This is a genomic window from Streptomyces sp. NPDC045778, from assembly GCF_056431945.1.
Genome location: NZ_JBWKJZ010000018.1, coordinates 83,627 through 102,777 on the forward strand (window position 1 = coordinate 83,627; position 19,151 = coordinate 102,777).

A 19,151-nucleotide genomic window follows, 5' to 3' on the forward strand; every position below is an offset into this window, starting at 1 on the left:
AGTCCCTGTCAGTCCCCGTCAGTCCCCGTCGGTCCCCGTCGGTCCCGGTCAGTCCCGCCAGCGCACCCGGTGCTCGGCCAGATGCGACCACGTCGTCATCATGGCGTCCCAGCCGTCGGGGAACTTCACCGTCACGCCGAGCCGCACGGGCTCCGTCGCCGGGTGGTCGTCGAGGAGCGCGTCCACCCCGGCCCGGCAGACCACCACGCACGCGTGCCGGTGCCGCGAGGTCAGGACGCACAGCCGCCCCGTCTCCAGGTGGAACGCCGTCGCGTCCGGCCGCCCCGACAGCGGGTGCAGGATCACCGTGACGTCGAACTCCCGCCCCTGGAGCCGGTTCGCCGTGTCCACGGTCACGTCCACCACGCCGAGGGAGGCGAGCGCGGCGCGCACGGCCGCCGCCTGGTCGCGGTGCGCCGTGCCCACCGCCACCCGGTCGGCGGTCAGCGGGACCGGCTCCGCGGCGCGCTCCGACGTGGCGGCGCCGCCCCGGTCGAGCAGCCGCCGCACCACCAGGGCGACGGCCCCCACCGCCTCAGGATCGGTGCGCGGCGTGTGCCGGGCGGGCAGTTCGAGCAGGCCCCACCCGGAGGCCGCGGCCTCGTCCAGCACCCGGTCGGGCCCGGACCCGTCCGACGGCACGGCGAAGCGCAGCGCCCGGTCCTCGGGGCCCGTACCGCTGCGGAACGGCGTGAACGGATAGAACGCGTCCGACACCAGCGGCGCGGCCGACGCGGGCAGCCGCCACGACACCGGGAGGCGGTGCTGCGGCAGCTCGGGGTTGTGCGCGAGCAGGGTGGACACCGCGCTGGCCGAGGGGTCGTAGGCGAGCCCGGCCCACTGGTCGGCCTCGGCGATCGCGAAGGGGTCCAACTGCCCCGGGTCACCCACGAACAGCGCCCGCTCGAACAGGCCGGCCACGGCGAGCAGCGCGTCGGACCGCATCTGGTACGCCTCGTCGACGATCGCGTGCCCCCACGGCTCGACGCCCCGCACGTGCGCCCACTTCGCGGCGGTGGACACCACGACGTCGAGCCCCGCGAGGTCCGCGGCCTTCGCGGACTTCTTCACGTTCGCCAGGGCGTCGAGCGCCTTGTCGTACGGGTCGGAGTCGCTGCTGTGCAGGCGCCCCACCGGCAGCTCGGGGTCCTTCTCGGCGAGGCGCAGAACCAGGTCGTCCACCTGCGCGTTCGTCTGCGCGACCACCATCAGTGGCCGTCCGGCGGCGGCCAGTTCGCGCGCGGCACGCACGACGAGCGTGGACTTGCCCGCGCCGGGCGGCGAGTCCACGACCACGCCGCGGTGCGCGCCCTGAAGCGTGTCGCGCAGGATCGCATCGGTGGCGCGGGCCGCCGCGGCGCCGGGGTCGAAGGCGGTGGGGGAGGCCGGGGTCACAGGGTGTCCTCCGCGGTCACGGGGTCGGGGGTCTCGGCGGTGCCGTCCGGGGGGCCTCCGTGCGTCCAGGGGGTGTCCTCCGGGTCGGGCAGCTTCGGGCCGCCCCGCTGCTCGTGCTCGAACAGCGTCCAGCACAGCCGGTCGCCCACCTCGGGCACGGAGCCGGGCTCGGGCTCCTTGCCGCGCCCCATCTTGTCCACGATCCGCAGCACCAGCACACCGTTCCCATCGGCCCCGCTGTCTTCGCCGTCCCCGTCGTACGTCACGAAGTGCGCGGTCTGCGGCTTGCCGTCCAGGGAGCGGTACACCTTCACGCCCTCGTCCAGATGGGGCCGGTCGGCCGTGCGCACGGTGACCAGCGGGCGTGGACGCGGCGACCTGCCCTCGCCGTACGCCATCACGACCTGGGTGACCTCGCCGGTGAAGGCCTCGCCGCGCAGCCGCCGCCCGGCCATCACCAGGGGGTCGTCGAGGGCCTCGTGCGCGTCGAGCCGCGCCTGCTCGCGCTCGCGCGTGGCCAGCTTCTGGGCCGCCGTCACCGCGTCGTCGACGCGCGGCTGCGGCGGCTCGCCGGCGGCCACCCGGTCGCGGTGCGCGGTGTACGACCAGCGGTCGCTCCGCCACCGGTCCTCGGCGTGCGCCGCCTCGGGCAGCGTGCACAGGGCGTCGAGGCCGCGCCAGACCGCGTCCCAGGTGGGCCGGGTGCGGCTGTCGACGAGGGCGCGGATCTCCCGCTCGGCCGCGGTGAGCGCGGCCAGGCGCGCGTCGGCCGCCAGACCGTCCTCGGCGGCGGCGAGAGCCGTCCGCGCGCGGTCGTAGGCCTCGATGGCGGGAGCCAGCAGGTCGTTGTCGAACGCCGGGTCGGTGGCGGGGCCCGCGGGCGGGCACAGCAGCTGCCCCGCGGCGTCCCTGGCCAGCTCCGCGCGCAGGGCCGCGGCCGCGCCCGAGGTGCCATCGGGCGCCTCGATCCAGGCGAGCAGCGCGCCCAGGTGCTGCTCCTCCAGGCTGGACTGGCCCGTCGCCCAGTGCCGCGCGAGCAGGTCCGTCATGGCGAGCAGCAAGGACGAGCCGGGCACCCGGGCGCGCTCCCCGAAGTGCGTCAGCCAGCGCCCGAGCAGCGGCACGCGCGGCGGCGCCGGGTGCGGTGTGTCCGGGTCCTGCTCGGCGGTGCGCCGGAACCGCATGGAGCGGCCGAGGAGCCGGACGAACTCCACGCCCGCGCGGCTCGGCACGATCAGCTGGGGCGCGTCCGCGCACAGGTCGACCTCGACCTTGACGCGCTTGCCGGTCTCCGGGTCGGTCTCGGTGCGCTCGGCCGCCTCCACGTCGTCGCCGTACGCCTCCACGTACGGCAGCAGGACGTCGGCGAGCTGCGCGAGGAAGGCGAAGCGCAGGTCGCGGTCGCGGGGCTGGGGCACGACGAGCAGGCGCGGCGCGGTGCGCTCGGTGCCGATCAGGGCGCCGAGCGGCGCGCCCGCCTCTCCCGCCGTGGTCAGCGGGACGAGGACCAGCGGGCGCTGGGAGAGGTGGCGGTGGCGGACCGTGGCCCGTGGTTGAGCCCGCCCACTGGCCGTCGCCTCAAGCCGGGCCAGGCTGTCGATCAGAGTCATGAGCGGTGCCTCGGGGTCCTTGTCCGAGGGGCATCCGGCAGGAAGGGGCCGCCCTGGGGCGCCCCGCGCGGGGTCACCCGGGCCTCCCCGCCAGGGCTTCCGCCCGCAGCGCCCCGGCCCTGCGCAGCGCGGCCACCGCCGGGTCGTCCGGATCCCCGGCCTCGCCGCGGGCCGCCGCGAGGGCCTGCTCCACCGTGGTCAGGGCGCCCAGCTCGCCCCGCAGCGACCGCCCGAGCGCCGTGACCTCACCCGCCGCGCGGGAGCGCTCGCGGCAGTGGAAGGCCAGCTCGCAGGCCGCCAGGCACTCCGGCGCGTAGGTCGCGGGGACCGCGTCGACCGCGGCGGTCAGCTCGGCCGCGGAGCGGGTGACGTCGAACGTCGTGCCCGGCGGAAGCCCGGCCGCGATGTCCTCGACGCGGGTGAGCCGGGCCAGCTGGCGGCGGGTGACGGAGAGTTGCTTGCGGATGTCGACGGGGGACGCCGCCGGCAGGTTCGAGAAGTCCTTGGGGCAGACCAGGAGGACCTGGTCGCGCACCCGGGGCGCCGGGTCGGCGACGCGGGCGGCGAGGTCCTCAAGGGCGAGGGCGTACACCGCCGACTGGCGGGCGGCCGCGCCCACCTTCGCCGCGTCCGCGGAGCCGTCGATCATCGGGAACGACTTGATCTCGACGACCGTCCACGTCCCGTCCGGGGCGACCACCACCGCGTCCGGTTCGAGGAAGGCCGGGGTGCCCGCGACGTCCAGGGCCAGCATGGGGTGGTCGAGCAGCGTCCAGGCCCCGGCGGCCGTGGCCTCGCGCAGGGCAAGCTCCGTGCGGGCCGCGCGGCCCTGGGGTCCCGCCGCCGTGAGGTCCGGCACGCTCGCCTCGCCGGGCACCGGCTCGGGGCCGCCGCCCAGGCGCGCGTGCGTGAGCCGGAGCAGCTCGGCGCCGCCGTCCGCCTTGACCCGTGCCTCGAAGGCGTGCCCGCGCATGAACGCGAACTGGGACTGCCCGAACCCCGAAGGAGCGCCGAGCGACCGGGCCAGCTCCGCCTTGGGCACCCCGGCGCCGTCGAGCAGGGCCCGTCGGTGGCAGCCCGGGTTCGCCGCGAGCGCGGCGAGGGCGCGGGCGTCGAGCGGCTGCGCCGGTACGTCAGGTCCGCGCAGCTCCGCCAGCCGTCGCCGCAGCGCTGTCCCCGCTGGCGGCGCCGGCAGCGCTGTCGGCGGGGAGGCCGGCCGGTCGTGCGCTCCTCGGGCCGCGGGCGCCGGGCTCGGCACCGAGCTTGCGCTGATGGGGAATTCGCTCACCCGTGGAAGTCTGGCATCCGCCACTGACAACGGAGGCATGTGCGCCGGAAGTGGCGCCCGTGGCCCGCGCCGGGCGCTTGTCCGCGCCCTCGGCGGATGTGGCGCCCCCGCCGGAACCAGAACCAGAACCAGAACCGGACCCGGAACCGAACCGGCCGGGCAGCGCCGCCGCGACCACCGGCCGCAGGCGAGCCGAGACCCGCTCCGCGAGCCGCCGTACCGGCTTGACCAGGAGCAGCCCCACGAGCATCACGGCGACGCCCGCGACCGCGTCCAGGAAGTAGTGGTTGGCGGTGCCCATCACGACGATCGTGGTCAGCAGCGGATAGGCGACCGCCGCCGTCTTCGCCACCGGGCCGCGCCCGTACCGCCACAGCATCACGCCGCACCACAGGGACCAGCCCACGTGCAGGCTCGGCATGGCCGCGTACTGGTTGGTCATCCCGCCGAGGCCCCGCGGGGCGCTGGCCTGGCCGCCCCACCAGCCCCAGTCGCTGTACTGCGCCATGGTGTCGACGAACCCGTGGCCCGCGTCGAGCAGCCGCGGCGGGCAGGTCGGCATCAAGGAGAAGCCGATCAGGCCGATCAGCGTGGAGACCATCAGCCAGGTGCGGGCCGCGGCGTAGTGCGCGGCCCTGCTGCGGAACAGCCAGATCAGGATCAGCGGGGTGACCAGGTAGTGCAGCGACGCGTACCAGAAGTCGGCCGGGACGCCGAGGGACGCGTGGGCGGTGAACAGCCGGTTCAGCGGGTGTTCGAGGTTGAGGTTCAGCGCCTTCTCGACCCGCAGGATGGACAGACCGTGGTCCACGGCCGTCGTCACGTCCCCCCGGGCCAGCAGCCGGCCCGCCGAGTACGCTCCGTACACCAGCAGGATCAGCGGCAGCTCGGTCCACCAGCGCGGACGGAGGCCGGGTACACCCCGTACCCGGTGCCCGGATATGCCGCCGTTGCCGGCGCCCTGTGCCTCGGTCTGCGGCATCCGGTGGGTCCCCCATCTCATTTCGCGCTGTTCTCGCTCAGTTCTCGCGGCGTACGGCCGCTGGGTCACTTTACGGCGTACGCGAAGGCCGGACGGCCATCCCCCTGGTGGTCTTAGACGCAGAGATCGGCGCGCGGGTTGCTCCTCGCGCGCGTGAGTGATGATGGAAGGAAACAGAAGGGCACATGAGGGAGCGGACAATCACTTGTCCGCTTTTGTCCTAGCTGATACCTGACATAACGCCGCTCCCTCGTCGCTCTTCGTGACTCCGCCCGCTCCACCCCGCACCTCTTGGGAAGGCTTCTCATGGCACCGCGCATCCTGCTGGCCCGGCACGGACAGACGCAGTGGTCGCTGTCCGGCAAGCACACCGGCAGGACCGACATCCCGCTCCTGGACGAGGGCAGGCGCGGCGCCAAGCTGCTCGGCGAGCGGCTGCACCGGGCGCCCTACGACGGCCTGCCCGGCGTCGAGGTGCGCACCAGCCCGCTGTCCCGCGCGCGGGAGACGTGCGAGCTGGCCGGGTTCGGCGACCGGGCCGCGGAGTGGGACACCCTGATGGAGTTCGACTACGGCGCGTACGACGGCATGACCCCGGCCGACATCCAGGCGATCCGGCCCGGCTGGTTCATCTGGCGCGACGGCGTACCGGACGGAGAGACCCTCGCGCAGGTCTCCGCGCGCGCGGACGAGGTGATCGACTGGGCCCGCGGCGCCGACCGCGACGTACTCGTCTTCGCCCACGGCCACATCCTGCGCGCCATCGGCGCCCGTTGGCTCGGCCACGACATCGCCTTCGCCTCCCGCATCCGGCTCAGCCCGACGTCCCTCTCGGTCCTGGGCTGGGCGTACGGGGAGCCCGCGATCGAGTCCTGGAACGAGACCGGGCACCTGGCCGGCTGAGCGGCCCCGCCGTCAGGCACGCGCGCGCGACGCATGGTGCTCCAGGAAGTCGGTCACCCCCGCGGCGCGCCGGTGCGGGAGCAGCACGCGCGCGGTGGTGGCGAGCATCCCCTGGATGCGCGACGACTGGACCTCGTCGAGGAGCGCGAGGACCCGCAGGCCCGCCGCAGCCGCCTCGTCCGGGCGGCCCGCGCGTGCCAGGTCGTCGGCCAGTTCGGCGGTGTACAGGGCGATGTTCCGGGTGAACTGGGGCGTCTGGGCCGCCGCCACGTCCGCCGCCCGGTGCGCGTGCCGCGAGGCGCGCTCCCAGTGGCCGAGCGCCGACCAGCACTGCGCCTCCAGGCCCGCCAGCTCCGCCGGCCCGTAGAACGTCATCCACTCCGGGTCCTGCGCGCCCGGGCCCCGGTCGAACAGGGCGTGCGCCTGGAACAGGGCCCGCTCGCAGCCCGCGCGGTCACCGAGGCCCGCCCAGCCGCCCGCCTCGCGGAGCGCGATCAGCGACAGGAGCCGGGGCGACGCGACCTGCCGGGCGGCCCGCGCCGCGGCCTGCGCCGCCCGCACCGCCTCGCGCGGGCGCCCGGCGTCCCGGGCGAGGAACGCCGTGTTGCAGAAGGCGTGTGCCTCCACGGCGGGGTCCCCGGACATCCGGGCGGTCGCGAGCGCCTCCGCGTAGTGCGAGCGCGCGTCGTCGAAGCGGCCCGAGTCGTGCGCGAGCCAGCCCACGGAGATGGCCAGTTCGCCCGCGCCCGTGTACAGCCGGTCCGCCGTGGCCTGCCGGGCGGTGCCCGCGTCGAGCAGGGCGTAGGCGGTGCGCAGGGGGGCGGCGGCGCGCCGGTAGAGGCCGTCGGCGCCGTGCCGGTCGTCGAGCAGCCGGATCCGGCGGACCGCCTCCTCCACCGCGTGCACCTCGGCCTCGCCCGCCGTGCGGGGGCGGGGTACGGAGACCGCCGCGGCCTCGGCGGCGCCGCCGAGGGGCAGGGCCGTCAGGGAGGCGGCCGCCACGGTGGCCGTGCCGCTGGTCATGAATGCGCGACGCCGCACGTCGCTCTCCTCGTCGCTGTGGTTCTGTTCGTGGTCCCGGAGCCCGTCCAGGGCGGGGTGACCACCCAGGTCGTGCGCCGTGAGCGCTTCGGCGTCCGCGCGCGCCCCCCGGCCGCGTACCGCCGCGCGCGGCGCGAAGCCGAGGTCCGTCAGGGTCCGGCCGGGGAACATGTGCAGGAACACCCGCTCGTACGCGTAGTTGGGGCAGCGGATCTCGCCCGCCTCGACGCGGCCGACGTACCGCGCGTCGCAGCTGACCCGCTCGCCGATCTCGCGCGCGGCCCGTCGTACCAGGGCCGCGAACTCGCCCGGCGAGCGCTGGCCGCGCAGTCGCCGGAAGGCGAGGTTCGGCCGCGGCGGCGGAGTGGACGAAGCCCTGGAAGACGACGCCATGCCGGATCCTCTCGTGGGGACCGAGGCCCTCTCGTGGGACCGTGCCGATGAGCCGCCGACCGTCCCGCGTCGCGCGTCCCGCCCCCGCGCTGCCCGTGGTCCGGCCGTGTCCCGGCGGAGCAAAAAGTACCCTCTGTGACGCGACGGTGACATGGAGTTTGGCTACAAACCGGATATCTCACCCGTGATCTGCCATGATCTGCCATCCTTTGCGGCGGCGTGGCGCCGTAGCCGTTGACGCGGTCGCGCGTTGAACCAGTGCGGAGAGGGAGCGAAGCGGCTTCCGCCCTGGCGAGGAGGGGTTCCCTTGTTGGAGGTCGGCATGGAGAACAGCGAATCTGGGGGCTCACTGACCACGGCGCGGCACTGGCCGAGCCAGGACCGCAGCGCCGGGCCCGGCGGCGAACCGCGCGGCCCCGCCGCCCACCCCGGGCCCCGGAGCCACGAACCGTACGCACGGCACGCCCCGTCCGCCCCGCACACCGCGTACAGCGCGCACCCCGGATGTGCCCCGCACAACCCCCACGTCCCGTACATCCCGTCCGCCCCTTACGGCGCCGACCCCGGTCACGGGCACTGCGACCTGGTGACCGTGCCCGCGCGGCAGGGCCTCGAAGCCGTCGACATCCTGCGCCGGGGCGCAGGGGGCGAGGCCGTGGGACCCGTCCTGCACGACGGCAGCTGCGACACCCTCGGCTTCCTGGTCCCGCCCGGCACGGCGGCCGCCTGGGACCTGCCGGGCAGCGCCTGTACGCAGACCTTCGCCGGGGGCGGCACCGGCGGCGCCGGCGTTCAGGGCCCGACGCCCCCGCCGCCCGTCGCCGGCACGGGGTGGCTGGTGCCGCCCGGCGCGGCGGACCCGGTGACCGATCCCGCCGCCCTGCGCGCGGCCCTCGGCGAGGCCCGGCGCATGATCGAGGCGGCCGACAACTGCCGCTGAGCCCTGCCGGGGTGGCCGGCCGTTCATCGCGCTGCGCACTCGTCCTCGAACGCCGGACGGGCTGAAAGATCTCCGGTGCGGGCCGCATCCCGTCCGCGGACCGCGGGCCGGTCAAGCCCGCAGGCGGGATGCGGTCCGCATCGGCACCATCCAGCCCGTCCGGCGTTTGAGGACGAGGCGCGGAGCGCCGAAAGGCGGGGGTACGGGGGCGGCAGCCCCCGGAGCGGGAAGGGGCGGGCCTGGGGCGCACCGCGCGAGCGGCCCCCCGCGGCCCCGGCGATAATGGCCCGATGGCAAGGAACAGGCGGGGCCGGCAGACGGCGCGGGAAGCCGTGGTCGAGGAGGTCGACGGCGGCCTCGCCGAGCTGCTGCCCGACCGGGACCGCCCGCACGCCTGGACCCTCGTCATCGACGGCGCCCCCCAGTCGCACGTCGACCTCGACGACCCCGCGTACCTCGACTTCGAGTACCAGCGCAGGCTCGGCCACATCGCCGACCTCACCGCCCCGCCCGCGGCCCCCCTGCACGTGCTGCACCTCGGCGGCGGCGCCTTCACCCTCGCCCGCTACGTCGCCGCGACCCGGCCCCGCTCCACCCAGCAGATCGTCGAGCGCGACACCGCCCTCGTGAGCCTGGTCCGCCGCGTGCTGCCGCTCGACCCGCAGGCACGCGTGCGCGTGCGCGGTGCCGACGCCCGCGAGGGGCTCGCCAAGGTGCCGGACGGCTGGGCGGACCTGGTGATCGCCGACGTGTTCAGCGGGGCCCGCACCCCCGCGCACCTGACGTCCGTGGAGTTCCTCGGCGACGTACGCCGTGTCCTGAAGCCCGAAGGGCACTACGCCGCCAACCTCGCCGACGGCCCGCCGCTCGGCTATCTGCGCGGCCAACTCGCCACCGCCGCCGCCGTCTTCCCCGAACTCGCGCTCATCGCCGACCCCGCCGTCCTGCGCGGCAAACGCTTCGGCAACGCCGTGCTCCTCGCCTCCGCGCGCCCCCTGCCCCTCGCCGAGCTGACCCGGCGCAGCGCGAGCGACCCGCACCCGGCGCGCGTCGAACACGGGCGCGCCCTCCTCGACTTCGGCGGCGGCGCGGCCGCCGTCACGGACGCGAGCGCGGTGGCCTCGCCCGCGCCGCCGCCCTCGGTGTTCCGCTGAGCACGCCCCGGCCGCTCAGTACGTGGTGACGTCGACGCGCGGCGCCTGGTCGTGCCACGTACAGAACACCGAGACGCGGTCCGCGCCCGAGGTGAACTCCACCCGGATCCACGCCCGGGCCTTCCACACCCGCATCGACCAGCCCGTCGCGGGCGTCGCGGAGACCAGCGACGCGGCGTCCCCGCCGAGGTCGAACACGACCCGGCCGCCGTCGGTGGAGTAGGTCTTCACATGGCCGGGGGAGGGCTCGGCCGGAGAGGGCGTACGGGGAGTAGGCACGCGCGACGCGGGCGGCTTCCGCGACGGCTCGGGGGCGGCGGACCGCGCGGGCCTCGACGGCCGTGCGCTGGGCTCCGGTTCGGGCCGGTGCGTGGACGACGACACCGCGCGCTCCGGGTGCTCCGCCGCGAGCGGGAGGGCGCGCGGCGGATCGTAGGCCGTGCCCGCCATCACGGTGTGCACGCCCCACCATGAGAGCGTGACCGCCGCGCCCGTGGCGAGCGACCACGCGCCGGCGTGCAGGAGACCTCTGCGCATAGCGCGCCATGGTGCCCCACCGCCACCCCGGTGGCCAGAAAACACAGGCGTGGTGGGGGACATGACGCCCATGTCCGGGCCAAAAGTCCCACGGAGCACCGGCCCCGTCCGCATGGCGTACGGTGCCGCCCATGGCTCGTGTGCTCGTCGTCGAGGACGACCAGTTCGTCCGCTCGGCCCTCATCCGGCATCTGTCCGACGCCTCCCACACCGTACGGAGCGTCGGCACGGCCCTTGAGGCGCTGCGCGAGGTCGCCCACTACCGCTTCGACGTGGTGATCCTCGACCTCGGGCTGCCCGATCTGGACGGCGCGGAGGCGCTCAAGATGCTGCGCGGCGTCACCGACGTACCCGTGATCGTGGCGACCGCGCGCGACGACGAGACGGAGATCGTCCGGCTCCTCAACGACGGCGCCGACGACTACCTGACCAAGCCCTTCTCCGTCGAGCACCTCTCCGCGCGCATGGCCGCCGTCCTGCGCCGCGCCCGTGGATCCGGCGCCTCCCCGGCGAACCGGGTGCTGCGCGTCGGCGGCCTCGCCATCGACCCGCTGCGCCGCCAGGCGGCCCTCGACGGGGCGCCGCTGGACCTGACGCGGCGCGAGTTCGACCTGCTCGCGTTCCTCGCCGGGCGGCCCGGGGTCGTCGTCGCGCGCAAGGAACTCCTCGCCGAGGTCTGGCAGCAGAGCTACGGCGACGACCAGACCATCGACGTCCACCTCTCCTGGCTGCGCCGCAAACTGGGCGAGACCGCCGCGAGCCCGCGTTATCTGCACACCCTGCGCGGCGTCGGCGTGAAGCTGGAGCCGCCGCTGTGACGGCGACGGGCGGTGGCACGGGCAAGGCCGCGCCGTGAGGTGGGCGCTCGTGAAGGTGTGCCTGGCCGTCACGACGATGGTCGCGGCCGCCTTCGCCGTCCCGCTGGGCCTCGTCATCCAGGAGATGGCCCGCGACCGCGCCTTCTCCAACGCCGAACGGCACGCCGCCGGCATGGGCCCCACGCTGTCCATCACCACCGACCGCGCCGAACTCACCCGGGCCGTCGCCACCTCCGAGGCGGGCGGCGAGGGGCGCATGGCCGTGCACGTCCCCGCCGTCGGCGCGCACCCCGCGCTGACCATCGGCGACCGCCGCGCCCCCGCGCACGACGTCGCCGCCACACGCGAGCAGGGCCGGGCCAGGACCGTCACCGCGCCCGGCGGCTACGCGCTGCTCCAGCCCTTCGCCATCGGCTCGGGCGAGATCGCCGTCGTCGAGATCCACGTGCCGGAGAGCGAGGTCAGCAACGGCGTGACCACGGCCTGGCTGGTGCTCGCGGGCGTCGGGGTCGGGCTCGTCATCGGCTCGGTGGCCGTCGCGGACCGGCTCGGCGTCCGCATGGTCCAGCCCGCGAGACGCCTGGTGGGCGCCGCCCGCGACCTGGGCGAGGGCAAGCTCACCGCGCGCGTGCCCGTGGAGGGGCCCACCGAACTGCGCCTCGCAGCCGTGGCGTTCAACTCCATGGCCGACCAGGTCGTCCACCTCCTGGCAGGCGAGCGGGAGCTGGCCGCCGACCTGTCGCACCGCCTGCGCACCCCGCTGACCGTGCTGCGCCTCAACGCGGCGTCCCTGGGCGAAGGGCCCGCCGCCGAGCAGACCCGGATCGCCGTGGAGAAGCTGGAACGCGAGGTCGACACGATCATCCGTACCGCCCGCGAGGCCAAGCCGCGCACGGTCGCAGGCGGCTCGGGCGCGGGCTGCGACGCCGCCGAAGTGATCCGCGAGCGCATGGAGTTCTGGTCGGCGCTCGCCGAGGACGAGGGGCGCGAGGCGCGCGTCGCGGGCGTGGAGCGGCCCGTGTGGATACCGGTGGCGCGGGCCGACCTGGTCGCCGCGCTCGACGCCCTGCTCGGCAACGTCTTCCGGCACACCGGGGAGGGCGCCGCGTTCGCCGTGGACGTGCACAGCGGCGAGGACGCGGTCATCGTGCTCGTCTCCGACGCGGGCGACGGCATCGCCGACCCCGAGGCCGCCCTCGCGCGCGGCAACTCCGGTGGCACGGACAGCAGGGGCGGCACCATCGGGTCGACCGGGCTCGGCCTGGACATCGCGCGCCGCCTGGCCGAGTCGACCGGCGGCGACGTCCGCATCGGCCGTTCGGTCCTCGGCGGCACGGAGGTGCGGCTCTGGCTCCAGCGGGGGGCCGTCCGGCCGTCGATGGGGCGGCGCGCGGCACGCGCGATGGTACGCCGCCGGGGCCGGGCCTCGGCGCGCGGCAGCTAGGGCCCGGCGACGGCGAGGGCCCCACGGCGGTCAGACCCTGTGCGGCCGGGCCTTAACGACCCCCGATGCCTTCCTTAAGTCCGGCATAAGGGCCGCTTCGGCGCCCCGGAGCAGGGCTAACGTGCTGTGCGGATCCCCCCACGGGAACGCGTGCCCCGGCCACCCCCCTCCGGCCGGGGCACGCACCGTTCACCCCTCGGCCACCAACCGGGGCAGCTCCCCGCTCGCCGCGACCTTCGCGTACCACCGGGCGCTCGACTTGGGTGTCCGCCGCTGCGTCTCGTAGTCGACGTACACCGCGCCGAAGCGCTTGCTGTAGCCGTACGCCCACTCGAAGTTGTCCAGGAGCGACCACAGGAAGTAGCCCCGGACGTCGGCGCCCTCCAGGATCGCCGCGTGCACGGCGGACAGGTGTCCGTGCAGGTAGCGCACCCGGTCGGGGTCGTGCACGGCACCGCCCTCGGGCTTGTCGTCGTAGGCGGCGCCGTTCTCCGTCACATAGAGCGGAACCCCGGGGGCCTGAGCGGTGTACTCAAGGAGAAGGTCCTTCAGTCCTGTGGGATCCACCGGCCAGTCCATGGCGGTGAGTTCGCCGGGCGCGCGGTGGAAGGAGACCAGGGAGTCCGCGCCCGGCCAGGGGGAGTGGTCGCCGCCCCCGTGCCCGTCGAGGCGCGGGGCGTCAAAGGGGGAGGCGGCCGACACGACAGCGGGGGAGTAGTAGTTGATGCCGAGGAAGTCCAGCGGCTGCCGCGTGACGTCCAGGTCACCGTCGCGCACGAAGGCCCAGTCCGTGACGCGCGCGGTGTCCGCGAGCAGATCGTCGTCGTACGTCCCGCGCAGCATCGGCCCGGTGAAGACCCGGTTGGCCAGGGCGTCGATCCGGCGCCGCGCGTCCAGATCGGCGGGCGAGGAGGTGAGCGGGCGCACCGCGCTCGGGTTGAGGCTCACCCCGATCCGGGCGCGGGCGGGCAGCGCCGCGCGCAGCGCCCCGGCGCCCAGGCCATGCGCGAGGCTGAGGTGATGGGCCGCGCGCAGGGCGGCGGCGGGGTCGGTGCGCCCGGGCGCGTGCACCCCCGAGCCGTAGCCCAGGAAGGCGCTGCACCAGGGCTCGTTGAGGGTCGTCCACAGCTCCACGCGGTCCCCGAGCGCCCCGGCCACGATCCCGGCGTACTCCGCGAAGCGGTGCGCGGTGTCCCGCTCCGGCCAGCCGCCGCCCGCCGCGCCCTCGCCGGGCAGGGCCGACTCCAGGTCCTGGGGCAGGTCCCAGTGGTAGAGCGTGACCATCGGCGTGATGCCGCGCGCGAGCAGCTCGTCCACGAGCGCGCGGTAGAAGTCGAGCCCGCGCTGCGCGGCGGGCCCGCGCCCGGTGGGCTGCACCCGGGGCCAGGACACCGAGAAGCGGTAGGCCTCGATCCCGAGGTCCGCGAGGAGCCGCACGTCCTCGCGCCACCGGTGGTAGTGGTCGCAGGCGATGTCCCCGGTGTCACCGCCGAGCACCTTGCCCGGCGTATGGCTGAAGGTGTCCCAGATCGACGGGGACCTGCCGTCCTCCCGAGCGGCCCCTTCGATCTGGTAAGCGGCGGTCGCGGCACCCCACAGGAAGCCGGGGGGAAACCGCAGGTTCGCATCGGGCATGGAAGCGCTCCCATGGTTCGTACGGATGGAGGAGTGGAGGGAGGTGCGGGGCCGGGCTCACCCCTTGACGGCGCCCTGCATGATCCCGCCCACGATCTGCTTGCCGAACAGGACGAAGGCGAGCAGCAGCGGCAGCGTGCCGAGCAGCGCGCCCGCCATGATCACGGACTGGTCGGGGATCTGCCCCCGGCCGAGCCCGGCGAGGGCGACCTGCACGGTGGGCTCGCCGCCCTGGGTGAGCGCGATGATCGGCCAGAAGAAGTCGTTCCACGCCATGACGAACGTCAGCATGCCGAGCACGGCCATCGCGGGCCGCGCCGCGGGAAAGACCACGTGCCAGATGAGCCGCACACTGCTGGCCCCGTCCACGCGCGCGGCCTCGATCAGCTCGGTGGGCAGCGCCTCGATGAGGTACTGCCGCATGAAGAACACCCCGAAGGCGCTCACGAGCGTCGGCAGGATCACCGACTGCAACTGATCGGTCCAGCCGAACTCCGCGATCATCATGAACAGCGGCACGACACTGAGCTGCGGCGGCACCAGCATCGTGCCGATCACCAGAAGCAGCAGCAGACCGCGGAAGCGGAAGCGCAGCTTGGCGAAGGCGAAGCCCGCGAGGGTGGAGAAGAGCACCGTGCCGACGGTGATCGTGCCCGCCACCACGAGCGTGTTGAGCAGGGCGGTGCCCATGTTGGCGTCGGTCCAGGCGATCTCAAGGTTCTTGAAGAGGTTCCCGCCGAACCAGAAGGGGGGCGGGGTCTGGGCGAGCCGCGTATTGGTCCGGGACGCGGCGATCGCCGTCCACACCAGCGGGAAGAGCGAGCCGATGGTGAAGAGGACGAGCACGGCGTACGTCAGCTTCCCGCCGTGCAGCTGCCGTCCGGCGCCGCGCTTCCTCGGGCCGCGCCCGCGCCGCTCCGGATGGGCCCGGGGCTCGCCGGTGCGCGGCGCGCGGCGCTTGTGCGTCACGTCGGTCATGTCATCCCCTCACGCGCTCTTGCGGATCCACCGGCCGACCGCCCAGTTCAGCAGACCGATCAGCACGAGAATGAGGAACATGGTCCAGGCGATCGCCGAGGCCCGCCCGAGATGCTGGTTGAACCAGCCCTGTTCGTACAGATACAGACCCAGCGTCTGGAACTGATGGTCCGAGCCACCCGTCGGGCTCGCCCCCTGGCTGAAGAGGAGCGGCTCACCGAAGAGCTGCGTCGCCCCGATCGTCGACACCACGCAGGTGAAGAGGATCGTGGGCCGCAGCGACGGCACCGTCACATGCAGGAACTGCTGCCAGCGACTCGCCCCGTCGAGCGCCGCCGACTCATAGAGGTCGTGCGGGACGGCCTGCATCGCGGCGAGGTAGATCAGCGCGTTGTAGCCGGTCCACCGCCAGATCACGATGGCGGACACGGCGAGCTGCGCCGTCCAGTCGCCGTTCTGCCAGTCCACGGCCTCGATCCCGACGAGCCCAAGCCCCCAGTTGATCAGCCCGTGGTCAGTCCGGCTGAACATGAGCACGAACACGAGCGTCGCCGCGGCCACGGACGTGGCATAGGGAGTGAGGATCGCGACCCGGAAGAACATGGACCCGCGCAGCCGGTAGTTCAGCAGATGGGCGAGCCCGAGCGCCATGAGCAGCTGCGGCACGGTGGAGATGAGGCCGATGGTGAAGGTGTTGCGCAGCGCGTTCCAGAAGAAGTCGTCGTCGAGCAGCCGCGAGAAGTTCCGCAGGCCCACCCACTCCATGTCCGTGGGCGCGCCCAGCTCCACCCGGTGCAGCGAGGCCCACCCCGTGTAGAGCAGCGGAAAGAGCCCGAAGGCGACGAAGAAGAGGAAGAAGGGCGCGATGAGGGCGTAGGGGCTGAACCGCACGTCCCAGCGGTAGAGGCGGCTGCGCCGCGCCCGGCGGCGCTCGTCCCGGGCCGTGTCCGCCGCCGGGGCGGGGGACACGGCCGTCTGGGCGTCACTCGGCACGTCGGTCACCGCGTCACTGGTCCAGGGCGTTGTCGATGGTCTTCACGGCCTTGCCCCAGGCCTTGTCGGGCGAGGTGCCCTTCTGGTCCACGCCGAGCATCCCGGTGTCCGCCAGGTACTGGGCGATGATCCCGTCCTTGGGGCCGATGGGCTGTACGGGCACGCCCTCGGCGGCCTTGGAGAAGATCCGGCCCACCGGCGCGTCGCCGAAGTAGGGGTTCTTGGCGCCCTTCACCGCGGGCAGGTCGTAGGCCGCGCTGGCGCTCGGGAAGCTGGCCCGCTCGTCGAACAGCTTGGCCTGCTGCTTCGGCGCGGTCAGCCAGGCCACCAGCTTCGCCGCCTCCTCCTTGTGCTCGCCCGCCTCGGGCACGGTGAGGAAGGAGCCGCCCCAGTTGCCGGGCCGGGGCGCGGCGGCGACGTCCCACTGGTCCTTCGCGTCGGCGCCCGCCTTGTCCTTGATGTAGCCGAGCATCCAGGGCGGGCAGGTCACCGTGGCGAAGGACCCGTTGGCGAACGCCTGGTCCCAACTGGGCTGGAACTGCTGGAGCTTCGCGGTGAGCCCGGCCTCGGCGAACCGCGCGGCGATGTCCCAGCCCTGCTTGACCGCCGGGCTGTCCTTGTAGACCAGCTCGCCGTCGGCGTCGTAGAACTTCTGCGTGCCGGAGGCGTGCACGGCGGCCATCACGCCCGTCGCGCCGTCCACGAAGGCGGTGCCCTTGGGCGCCTTCTTCTTGAAGCGCTCACCCGCTTGGAGGTACTTGTCCCAGTCCCCGGCCCACAGCCTGCCCACCGCCTCGCGGTCCGTGGGCAGCCCGGCCTTCGCGAACAGGTCCTTGCGGTAGCAGATGCCGGTCGGCCCGATGTCGGTGCCGAGGCCGATGGTCTTGCCGTCCTCGGTGGTGCCCTGCTTCCACTTCCAGTCGAGGTAGGCGCCCTTGTCGACGCCGGGGGCCTTGCCGAGGTCCATCAGCTTGTCCGCGTGGCCGCCGGTCAGCTCGGCGACGTTGCCGACCTCCACGGCCTGGATGTCGGACAGGCCGCTGCCGCTGCTCAGATGGGTGAGCAGCGCGGGCCAGTAGTTCTCGTTGCGCTGTACGGAGTTCTGCTTGATGTCGATGTCCGGGTGGAGCCGCTCGTACTCCTCGTACAGACCGGCCTCCTGGAGGCCGAAGGCGCCGAACACGCCGATGGTGAGGGTCGTCTTCCCCTTGCCGCCCCCGTCTCCGCCCCCGCCGCCGGAGGAGCCGCCGGCGTCCTTGTCGTCGGAGTCCGACGCGCAGCCGGTGAGCGCGCCGCAGGCGAGCGCGGCGACGGCCGCGAGCACCACGGCCGTACGGGGCATTCGAGTCCTGTAGCGAGTCCGGTCATGCGTCCTGCGGCGAGTCCTGTGGCGCATGGTGTCCTCCTAGTGCTCCGACGTACCGACCACCGGTCAACTGCCCTGTGCGAGTCATGAGTTGGAGAGGAACGGCTCGGACGGAACGTGCGGATCGGGAAAGAGCCGAGTAGAGTGGGAGCGCTCCCATATTTGATGCCTTGAAGGGTTACGGCTAGCTGCGGGGGTGTCAAGGCACCGGACGGCGGGAGTTGCGGGCCGTCGGCGGCGTCGCTGGTGGCCGGGGCCGGGCTGTTAGATTTCGCGTCGTGGGGAGGCACTGATGGGGAGTCGTCAGCCCAAGGGGCGCAGCGGGGGCCGGCCCACGCTGGAGGAGGTGGCCGCGCTCGCGGGCGTCGGCCGGGGGACGGTGTCCCGGGTGATCAACGGCTCGCCGCGGGTGAGCGCGCACACCCGCGCCGCCGTGGAGGAAGCCGTCGCCGAGCTGGGGTATGTGCCGAACACGGCGGCCCGGGCGCTCGCCGCGAACCGTACGGACTCGATCGCCGTGGTGGTGCCCGAGCCCGAGTCGCGGTTCTTCGCCGAGCCGTACTTCTCGGAGATCATCCACGGCGTGGGGGCCGCGCTCGCGGACACGGACCTCCAGCTCCTGCTGACCTTCGCGGGCGGCGACCGGGAGCGCCGCCGCCTGGCGCAGTACCTGTCGGCGCACCGCGTGGACGGTGTCCTGCTCGTGTCGGTGCACGCGGACGACCCGCTGCCGGACCTCCTTCAGCAGTTGGAGATACCGGCGGTGATCAGTGGCCGCCGCCGTGCCGACGAGCCGCTTGCCTCGGTGGACTCGGACAACTTCGCGGGGGCCCGCGCGGCCGTCACCCATCTGCTGGCCCGGGGCCGCCGCAGGATAGCCACGATCACGGGCCGCCTCGATGTGTATGGGGCCCAGCGGCGGCTTGACGGTTACCGCGATGCCCTGGCGGAGGCCGGGCACGAGCCGGACAAGTCCCTGACGGCCCCCGCCGACTTCACCGAGGAGGGCGGCCGGCGCGCGATGACGGACCTCCTCGCGCGCAGGCCGGACCTGGACGCGGTCTTCGCCGCGTCGGACGTGATGGCGGCGGGGGCCCGCCAGGTCCTGCGCCGGGCGGGCCGCCGCATACCGGACGACGTGGCCCTGGTCGGCTTCGACGACTCGGCGATCGCCCGCCACATGGATCCGCCCCTGACGAGTGTGCGCCAGCCCATAGTGGAGATGGGCCGCACGATGACGGACGTCCTGCTCGCCGAGATCGCCGACCCCCGCCCGTCGGCGGCCCGCCGCCTAGCCCGCCCTCGGATCGTCCTGCCGACGGAGCTGGTCGCCCGCGCGTCGTCCTGAGGCGGGAGCCGGGGCAGTCGCGTGCGTGGAGGTAGCCGAGTATGGGCCAGGGTTCTTCTCGCCAGGAGTGCGGGCGCAGGGGCCGGCCGGGGGTGATGGGGGCCTGGCAGGCGGCGCAGCGTATCGCCGGGTGGCCTGCCTGTTCCCGTACGGCCAGGTGGTTCATGCCGAGGGCCCGGCCTTCCACGCAGGGGCCGTAGGGGCACCGGCGGCAGGTGACGGTGTGGTCGTACCAGGCGAGGTAGGTCGTCAGGGAGTTCGTCCTGATCTCGCAGCAGTCCAGGCAGCCGTGCGGCCGGAGGGGTCCGGGGCTGCCGAGGTCGATC

The 19,151-nt window shown here is 74.3% G+C and carries 16 protein-coding genes; 6 read left to right on the plus strand and 10 right to left on the minus strand.

What is annotated here, in order from left to right:
• Positions 1–48: 48 nt before the first annotated feature.
• The 4 genes from AC07GB_RS23240 to AC07GB_RS23255 all read right to left on the minus strand — a co-directional run bounded on the left by AC07GB_RS23240 (position 49) and on the right by AC07GB_RS23255 (position 5,275).
• Entirely contained in the window at positions 49–1,395 is a 1,347-nt protein-coding gene (locus AC07GB_RS23240; protein ID WP_478848355.1) for an AAA domain-containing protein, read from the minus strand.
• Positions 1,392–3,005, minus strand: a complete 1,614-nt coding sequence (locus tag AC07GB_RS23245) for a hypothetical protein (protein WP_478848357.1) — start codon at positions 3,003–3,005, stop codon at positions 1,392–1,394. The genes AC07GB_RS23240 and AC07GB_RS23245 overlap by 4 nt, the downstream gene beginning before the upstream one ends.
• 73 nt (positions 3,006–3,078) lie before the next feature.
• Positions 3,079–4,200, minus strand: coding sequence for a hypothetical protein (locus tag AC07GB_RS23250; RefSeq protein ID WP_478848518.1), 1,122 nt, complete (start codon positions 4,198–4,200; stop codon positions 3,079–3,081).
• Complete coding sequence (locus AC07GB_RS23255; RefSeq protein ID WP_478848359.1) at positions 4,139–5,275, minus strand: phosphatase PAP2 family protein; 1,137 nt, start codon at positions 5,273–5,275, stop codon at positions 4,139–4,141. Before AC07GB_RS23255 ends, AC07GB_RS23250 begins: the two co-directional genes overlap by 62 nt.
• A gap of 306 nt (positions 5,276–5,581) precedes the next feature.
• Between AC07GB_RS23255 and AC07GB_RS23260 the strand changes: the two genes are divergently transcribed.
• Complete coding sequence (locus tag AC07GB_RS23260) at positions 5,582–6,178, plus strand: histidine phosphatase family protein (protein ID WP_478848361.1); 597 nt, start codon at positions 5,582–5,584, stop codon at positions 6,176–6,178.
• Between the two features lie 12 nt (positions 6,179–6,190).
• Here AC07GB_RS23260 and AC07GB_RS23265 read toward each other — a convergent pair whose 3' ends face one another.
• Positions 6,191–7,612, minus strand: a complete 1,422-nt coding sequence (locus AC07GB_RS23265; protein WP_478848363.1) for a tetratricopeptide repeat protein — start codon at positions 7,610–7,612, stop codon at positions 6,191–6,193.
• Positions 7,613–8,147: 535 nt separating this feature from the next.
• Between AC07GB_RS23265 and AC07GB_RS23270 the strand changes: the two genes are divergently transcribed.
• Complete coding sequence (locus AC07GB_RS23270) at positions 8,148–8,552, plus strand: hypothetical protein (protein ID WP_478848520.1); 405 nt, start codon at positions 8,148–8,150, stop codon at positions 8,550–8,552.
• Between the two features lie 290 nt (positions 8,553–8,842).
• On the plus strand, positions 8,843–9,706 hold the full coding sequence (locus AC07GB_RS23275) for a spermidine synthase (RefSeq protein WP_478848365.1): 864 nt from the start codon (positions 8,843–8,845) through the stop codon (positions 9,704–9,706).
• 15 nt (positions 9,707–9,721) lie between these two features.
• On the opposite strand, the gene AC07GB_RS23280 is transcribed toward AC07GB_RS23275, so the two are convergent.
• On the minus strand, positions 9,722–10,243 hold the full coding sequence (locus AC07GB_RS23280; RefSeq protein WP_478848367.1) for a hypothetical protein: 522 nt from the start codon (positions 10,241–10,243) through the stop codon (positions 9,722–9,724).
• Positions 10,244–10,374: 131 nt separating this feature from the next.
• Here AC07GB_RS23280 and AC07GB_RS23285 point away from each other — a divergent pair, with 131 nt between their 5' ends.
• Both AC07GB_RS23285 and AC07GB_RS23290 read left to right on the plus strand, forming a co-directional pair.
• Positions 10,375–11,061, plus strand: coding sequence for a response regulator transcription factor (locus AC07GB_RS23285; RefSeq protein ID WP_478848369.1), 687 nt, complete (start codon positions 10,375–10,377; stop codon positions 11,059–11,061).
• Positions 11,062–11,095: 34 nt separating this feature from the next.
• Complete coding sequence (locus AC07GB_RS23290) at positions 11,096–12,505, plus strand: HAMP domain-containing sensor histidine kinase (protein WP_478848371.1); 1,410 nt, start codon at positions 11,096–11,098, stop codon at positions 12,503–12,505.
• A 189-nt stretch (positions 12,506–12,694) separates the two neighbouring features.
• On the opposite strand, the gene AC07GB_RS23295 is transcribed toward AC07GB_RS23290, so the two are convergent.
• Genes AC07GB_RS23295 through AC07GB_RS23310 form a run of 4 tightly spaced genes read right to left on the minus strand, consistent with a single transcriptional unit; the run spans position 12,695 to position 17,453 of the window.
• A complete protein-coding gene (locus AC07GB_RS23295; RefSeq protein ID WP_478848373.1) occupies positions 12,695–14,140 on the minus strand; it encodes a GH1 family beta-glucosidase in 1,446 nt (481 codons plus the stop codon).
• A 57-nt stretch (positions 14,141–14,197) separates the two neighbouring features.
• Positions 14,198–15,118: a carbohydrate ABC transporter permease gene (locus AC07GB_RS23300; RefSeq protein ID WP_478848375.1), complete on the minus strand. Its 921-nt coding sequence runs from the start codon at positions 15,116–15,118 to the stop codon at positions 14,198–14,200.
• 9 nt (positions 15,119–15,127) lie between these two features.
• Positions 15,128–16,111 (minus strand): carbohydrate ABC transporter permease, encoded by a 984-nt coding sequence (locus AC07GB_RS23305; protein WP_478848377.1) that lies wholly within the window; start codon positions 16,109–16,111, stop codon positions 15,128–15,130.
• Positions 16,112–16,124: 13 nt separating this feature from the next.
• The gene (locus AC07GB_RS23310) at positions 16,125–17,453 is read right to left on the minus strand and encodes an ABC transporter substrate-binding protein (protein ID WP_478848379.1); all 1,329 of its coding nucleotides are present in this window, start codon (positions 17,451–17,453) and stop codon (positions 16,125–16,127) included.
• 316 nt (positions 17,454–17,769) lie between these two features.
• On the opposite strand from AC07GB_RS23310, the gene AC07GB_RS23315 reads away from it, so the two are divergent.
• A complete protein-coding gene (locus AC07GB_RS23315; RefSeq protein ID WP_478848381.1) occupies positions 17,770–18,825 on the plus strand; it encodes a LacI family DNA-binding transcriptional regulator in 1,056 nt (351 codons plus the stop codon).
• Positions 18,826–19,151: the final 326 nt, after the last annotated feature.